Annotated in this window: 5 protein-coding genes, 1 tRNA gene, 1 pseudogene and 1 riboswitch; of the genes and pseudogenes, 2 read left to right on the top strand and 5 right to left on the bottom strand. The window is 60.4% G+C overall.

The genetic code is table 11. The features are described 5' to 3' along the window. The 4 genes and pseudogenes from ACK4TM_RS15175 to ACK4TM_RS15160 all read right to left on the bottom strand — a co-directional run. Nucleotides 1–126: pseudogene (locus tag ACK4TM_RS15175) on the bottom strand (DUF305 domain-containing protein); the annotation flags it as partial. Beyond that, nucleotides 125–397 (bottom strand): NfeD family protein, encoded by a 273-nt coding sequence (locus ACK4TM_RS15170; protein ID WP_409702763.1) that lies wholly within the window; start codon nt 395–397, stop codon nt 125–127. The pseudogene ACK4TM_RS15175 and the gene ACK4TM_RS15170, both read right to left, overlap by 2 nt. Before the next feature lies 1 nt (nt 398). After that, a complete protein-coding gene (locus tag ACK4TM_RS15165; protein WP_409702761.1) occupies nt 399–1,289 on the bottom strand; it encodes an SPFH domain-containing protein in 891 nt (296 codons plus the stop codon). Nucleotides 1,290–1,316: 27 nt separating this feature from the next. Further along, nucleotides 1,317–2,573: a D-amino acid dehydrogenase gene (locus ACK4TM_RS15160; protein WP_409702759.1), complete on the bottom strand. Its 1,257-nt coding sequence runs from the start codon at nt 2,571–2,573 to the stop codon at nt 1,317–1,319. A gap of 32 nt (nt 2,574–2,605) precedes the next feature. After that, nucleotides 2,606–2,699: riboswitch (glycine riboswitch) on the bottom strand. A 207-nt stretch (nt 2,700–2,906) separates the two neighbouring features. Here ACK4TM_RS15160 and ACK4TM_RS15155 point away from each other — a divergent pair. Next, nucleotides 2,907–4,160 carry a DNA polymerase IV gene (locus ACK4TM_RS15155; protein ID WP_409702757.1) on the top strand — a complete coding sequence of 418 codons (1,254 nt, stop codon included), beginning with the start codon at nt 2,907–2,909 and terminating at the stop codon, nt 4,158–4,160. A gap of 8 nt (nt 4,161–4,168) precedes the next feature. Here the strand turns inward: ACK4TM_RS15155 and ACK4TM_RS15150 are convergent, their stop codons facing one another. Continuing rightward, complete coding sequence (locus tag ACK4TM_RS15150) at nt 4,169–5,032, bottom strand: N-formylglutamate amidohydrolase (RefSeq protein WP_409702754.1); 864 nt, start codon at nt 5,030–5,032, stop codon at nt 4,169–4,171. Between the two features lie 152 nt (nt 5,033–5,184). Between ACK4TM_RS15150 and ACK4TM_RS15145 the strand changes: the two genes are divergently transcribed. Next, nucleotides 5,185–5,259: transfer RNA gene (locus ACK4TM_RS15145), tRNA-Val, on the top strand. The last annotated feature ends 38 nt before the right edge of the window (nt 5,260–5,297 follow it).

Below are 5,297 nucleotides of genomic sequence, written 5' to 3'. Positions count from 1 at the left end.
CTCGCGCCGCTGGGCCTCGATGATCTCGCCAGCAAGGGCGACAACACGCGGATCGTCCAGATTGGCCCGTTCGCTGGTCAGGATCGCGATGGAATGGTGCGGGATCATCGCCTTCATCCACGCGCTAATCGTTGATATCCGTTTCCCAGACCTTCACCTGACCTTTGCGCAACCGGAAGAACCGCCGCATAGCCAAGTAAGACAAAAGCGACAACACCGCGAAGATCACCAGCGTCAGGGCAAGACCGCTGGCCGATACCCCAAACAGGATCAGCAGACCCATCAGGCCCGCGCCCATGGCAAAGCCCAGAAAGATATAACCGGGGATCAACACCTCTAGCGTGGCGAGGATCAGCGCCGCCGACATCCAGACCCACCATTCTGCCCACAGCAGCATCTCAGCGTCCCTTCAGCATCTTGAACGCGTCGGCGAATGCATCCAGCGCATTGGCCGGCAGAACGATAGTTTGATTGCCCTGCCCTGCACCCATTTTGGATATCGCCTCGACCTGTTTCAGCGCGACCTGATATTGCGCCGCCTCCAACCCATTCTCGGCAATCGCACCGGCAACGACCTGCGTGGCATAGGCTTCGGCATCCGCGAGCACACGACGCGCCTTGGCTTCTTGCTCTGCCGCATAAAGATCGGCATCCGCCTGCAATTCGACAGACCGTTTCTTGCCCTCGGCCTCTGTCACCTGCGCGCGGCGGGCACGTTCGGCATTCAGTTGTTGCAACATCGCGGCACGGGTGGCCTGATCCAGGTTCACGTCCAGAATCTCGGCGCGCGTCACTTCGATCCCCCAGTCATCGACCTGCTGGGCAACCTGTTCGCGCACGGCATCGATCAGCGAGGCGCGGTTCGCCTGCACCTGATCCAGTTCCATCCGACCGATCTCTGAACGGACAATCCCGGCCACGGTCGTCGAAATCGCGGCATCCACATCGCGAATGCGATAGACGGTCTTTTCCGGTTCGATGATCCGGTAAAACACCGACGTTTCCACCTGGACCAGTACGTTGTCCGACGTGATCGCGTCCTGTTTCATGGTCGGCAACTGACGTTCCAGCACCGACACCTGATGGCGCACGCGGTCCAGAAACGGCACGATAAAGTTGATCCCGGGGCCAAGCACCGATTGCAGACGGCCCAACCGTTCCACGACATATTTTTCCGACTGCGGCACAATCCGCACGCCCGCCATGATGCAGACGATGATGAAAATCGCGAGCACAAAATACACGATATTAGCCCCGATCAACTCGGCGATAAAGGGATCGGGGGTCATGGGCATATCCTGTCTGTTGCTGCGCGCTTACTTAAGCACAGGCGGTGCCGTTTGCAATTGCGCACCTGTCTGGGCGTTGCTGCGAAACCGCGCCATTACAGCGGCACCAACGGCATCCGCCGTGGCCGGGCTCAGCGTCCAGCCCAGATGGCCGTGGCCGGTGTTATAGAACACGCGGTCATTCTTGCCCGGCCCCACGCGCGGCATCATATTAGGCATCATCGGGCGCAGACCCGCCCAAGGTACGCAGTTTTCGGTGGATACATCAGGGAAATGCGTCTCGCACCATCGGATCAGAGGCCGCACCCGGCGTTCCAGAATATCGCGGTTCTCACCGTTGAATTCGGCCGTGCCCGCGATCCGCAGCCGGTCGGGACCAAGACGCGACGTCACGATCTTGGCCTTGTCATCAAGCAAGGATGTCGTCGGCGCCGCCGCCTGACTGGCCGGATCATTCAGATTGACCGTGATGGAATAGCCTTTGACCGGATATATATTCACCCGGTCCCCCAGCTTGGCCGCGAATTTGCGGCTGGCGACACCGGCGGAAATGACGATCCCGTCAAACCGCGTCTCATCCCCGCATTCGACGTAAACGCCGTCATCCTTGACATGTAGGTCAGTGACCGGGGTGCCCAACCTGAACTGCACACCCTTGGTTTTCAGCCACTCCGCCAATCCAATGGTGAATTTATGGATATCGCCGGTGCTGTCGCTTTCGGTCCAGAACCCGCCGATGATATCGCCGCGCAAGGTGGGTTCGCGCGCCAGCGCCTCATCAACTGTCAGTTCACGCCGGTCCAGCCCGCCTTCGCGCAACAACCCATTCACCATGCGGGCATGGCGCAGATCCTTGTCGGTTTTGTAGAAATGCAAAATTCCCGCCGGGCTGAAATCGAAATCGACGCCGGATTTATCCGCCATTTCAGCCAACCCTGCACGGGCAGCAACAGCCAGACGGGCGGTCTTGACCGTGTTGGATTTGTAATTGGGGATATTCCCCAGAAACTCCATCATCCAACTGACCTTGTGCCAGCCGGGGCGCGGGTTCACAAACAAGGGCGCATCGCCCTGCAACATCCACTTGATGCCCTTAAGCACCGTGGACCATTGATTCCACACTTCGGCGTTGGAGGCGCTCAACTGGCCGCCATTGGCAAAACTCGTTTCCATCCCGGCATAACGCTGTCGGTCATAGACCGTCACGTCGCACCCGCGGATCATCAGGGAATAGGCAGTGGTGACGCCGGTAATCCCGGCACCGATAACAGCAATCGAAGGCATGGCTTTTCTCCGCCAATAGGCGCTTGCGCGCATTCGCCCCCGCCGTTGCTGTGCCTGAGAGATTCACCCATTTCCGGGCTTGCTCCTTCGGCGGGCCATTCAAGGCCACTCTTCGGCGTGTTGCACCCCAACCGGTCCTTTATGCCTGAGAGTGACCGGGGCGGTTGCTCCTTCGGCGACGGATATCCGTTCTCTCCCGGATGGCGTGTGATGCGGCAGCGATAGGCGAAACAGCACTGCCGCGCAAACATTTCCCGCATTTTTCAACAGCAAATATCCCCGCCGGATGCTGAAAGTCTCTTTTTTGTGCGCCCACAGCGCTTATGATGCGCCATGCCCGCATTATGCCGCGATTGCCTAACAACATTCGACAGCGAATCCCGCTGTCCTGCCTGCCGGTCACCGCGCGTGACGCGGCACCCCGAATTGTTCGATCTGTCCATCGCGCATATGGATTGCGATGCCTTCTATGCCTCGGTCGAAAAGCACGACAATCCCGATCTTGCCGATAAACCCGTGATCATCGGCGGCGGCAAACGCGGCGTGGTGTCCACCGCCTGCTATCTGGCGCGGATCAAAGGCGTGAAATCCGCCATGCCTATGTTTCAGGCGCTGAAGCTCTGCCCCGAAGCGGTGGTGATCAAACCCCGCTTTGACGCCTATACCAAAGCATCCCGCGCGATCCGGGCGATGATGGATGAACTGACGCCGCTGGTCGAACCCCTGTCGCTGGACGAGGCGTTCATGGACCTGCGCGGCACCGCCAGGCTGCACCACGCGCCGCCGGCCGTCATGCTGGCACGGCTGATCAAGCGGATGAAGGATGAACTGGGCCTGACCGGGTCCATCGGGCTGTCGCACAATAAATTTCTGGCCAAGGTCGCGTCCGATCTCGAAAAGCCGCGCGGCTTTTCGATCATCGGCAAGGCCGAAACCACCACCTTTCTACGGCCCAGATCGGTACGGCTGATCTGGGGGATCGGCCCTGCGGCACAGGCCAGCCTCGAATCCGCGGGCATCCGCACCTTTGACGACCTGCTGCGCTGGGATCGGCGCGACCTGCGCGCGCGGTTCGGCAGCACGGGGGAACGGCTCTATGCCTTGGCAAGGGGCGAAGACGCGCGCCGGATCACGGCCAATGCGCCGGTCAAGACACTGTCCAACGAAACCACCTTTCACGAAGACACGCGCGACCCCGACATTCTGGACGGACATCTTTGGCGCATGGCCGAAAAGGTCAGCGCACGCGCCAAGGCAACCGACAAGGCCGGGCGCGTCGTGCAGCTGAAGCTGAAGACATCGGATTTCAAACTAATCTCGAAACGCCAAAGCCTGCATCATCCAACGCAACTGGCAGATGTGATCTATCGCACGGCGCGGGGTCTGTTTGATCAGGTGGCAGGCACCGGACCTTACCGTTTACTGGGCGTCGGCCTGTCCGAGATTTCCGCCGCCGCAGGTGCGGACCGTACCGGCGATCTGCTCGACCCCGGGGCAGGCACGCGGGCCAAGGCGGAAAAGGCCGCCGATGCGATCCGGCAGAAATTCGGCGCCGATGCGATCATCAAGGGCCGCGCCCTGCGATAAGGTGGACCCTACTCCGCTGCGACCCGTACTTCCGGCACCCGCCCGATATCGGCAAGCTGCGCAATCACCCGCGCCAACAGGTCGCGAAACGCCGTAAATTCCGCGCTCGGTTCCAGCGTCCGTTCGTTCATGTAAAGCGCGCGGTCGATTTCCACCTGCACCGCATGTTGCCCGCGTGACGGCCGACCATAGTGCTGCACGATATAGGCTCCGGCAAAGGGCATGTTGCGCGCGACCTTCAGTCCGGCATCGGCAAAAGCCGCCTCGATCCGGTCCATGACCCCGCCCGAAGCCGTTGCGCCAAACCGATCCCCCAGCACAACATCGGGACGGCCAGCGCCGGGCGGGCCCATATTCTCCAACGCCTCATGCGGCATGGAATGGCAATCAATCAGGATCGCCTCCCCGAAAGCGGTGATGCTCTGGTCCAGCAACATCTGCAACTGATCATGATAGGGGCGCCAATACTGCGTCACACGCTGATGCGCCTCGACCAGCGTCATCTTGCCACGATAGATCTGCCGCCCGTTCGCCACGACACGGGGAATCACGCCCAGCCCGCTTGTGATGCGCGGATTATGCGCGTAACGCCGCGCCCCTTCGACCAAGGCGGGGTCCAGCTCATCCGGCCCACGGTTCAGGTCCAGAAAGGCGCGGGGCGCTGTCGCAGTCAGCAAAGGCGCACCCTGAGAGATCGCAGATGCAAAAAGCTGATCGACAAAGGCGTCTTCGGACGACCGGATTTCGCGTGCATCCAGCACCGAGCGGCGCAGAAACGATGGCGGGTAATCGCGCCCGCTATGCGGCGAGGCGAAAACGACGCTTGTCGTGCGGGACATTGGCTGCGCCAGATGATACGGGGATGTCAGCAAAACGGGCTCCTTCAACGCCCAATGTAACGCATTTCATGATTTGAGCAAAAGCCCTTGATCCCCGTTCCGACTCCTTTTATAGACCGCACGACTGACGCGGTTCATGCCGCGTCCTATTTCTTTGTAGGACGCCTGTGACCCGCTGACGACATGGATGATTAGCTCAGCGGTAGAGCACTTCGTTGACATCGAAGGGGTCACTGGTTCGATCCCAGTATCGTCCACCATGATTTCACGGGCCATTCCGGCCTTAATGCAACCCAAG

The organism is Yoonia sp., assembly GCF_046292185.1.
Classification (GTDB): Bacteria; Pseudomonadota; Alphaproteobacteria; order Rhodobacterales; family Rhodobacteraceae; genus Yoonia.
This window is presented reverse-complemented; position numbering and strand designations above follow the sequence as displayed.

Excerpts from the sequence above, each read along its gene's own strand:
- ACK4TM_RS15160 (WP_409702759.1), bottom strand. The coding sequence starts at position 2,573 with ATGCCTTCGATTGCTGTTATCGGTGCCGGGATTACCGGCGTCACCACT.
- ACK4TM_RS15155 (WP_409702757.1), top strand. The coding sequence starts at position 2,907 with ATGCCCGCATTATGCCGCGATTGCCTAACAACATTCGACAGCGAATCC.
- ACK4TM_RS15170 (WP_409702763.1), bottom strand. The coding sequence starts at position 397 with ATGCTGCTGTGGGCAGAATGGTGGGTCTGGATGTCGGCGGCGCTGATC.
- ACK4TM_RS15165 (WP_409702761.1), bottom strand. The coding sequence starts at position 1,289 with ATGACCCCCGATCCCTTTATCGCCGAGTTGATCGGGGCTAATATCGTG.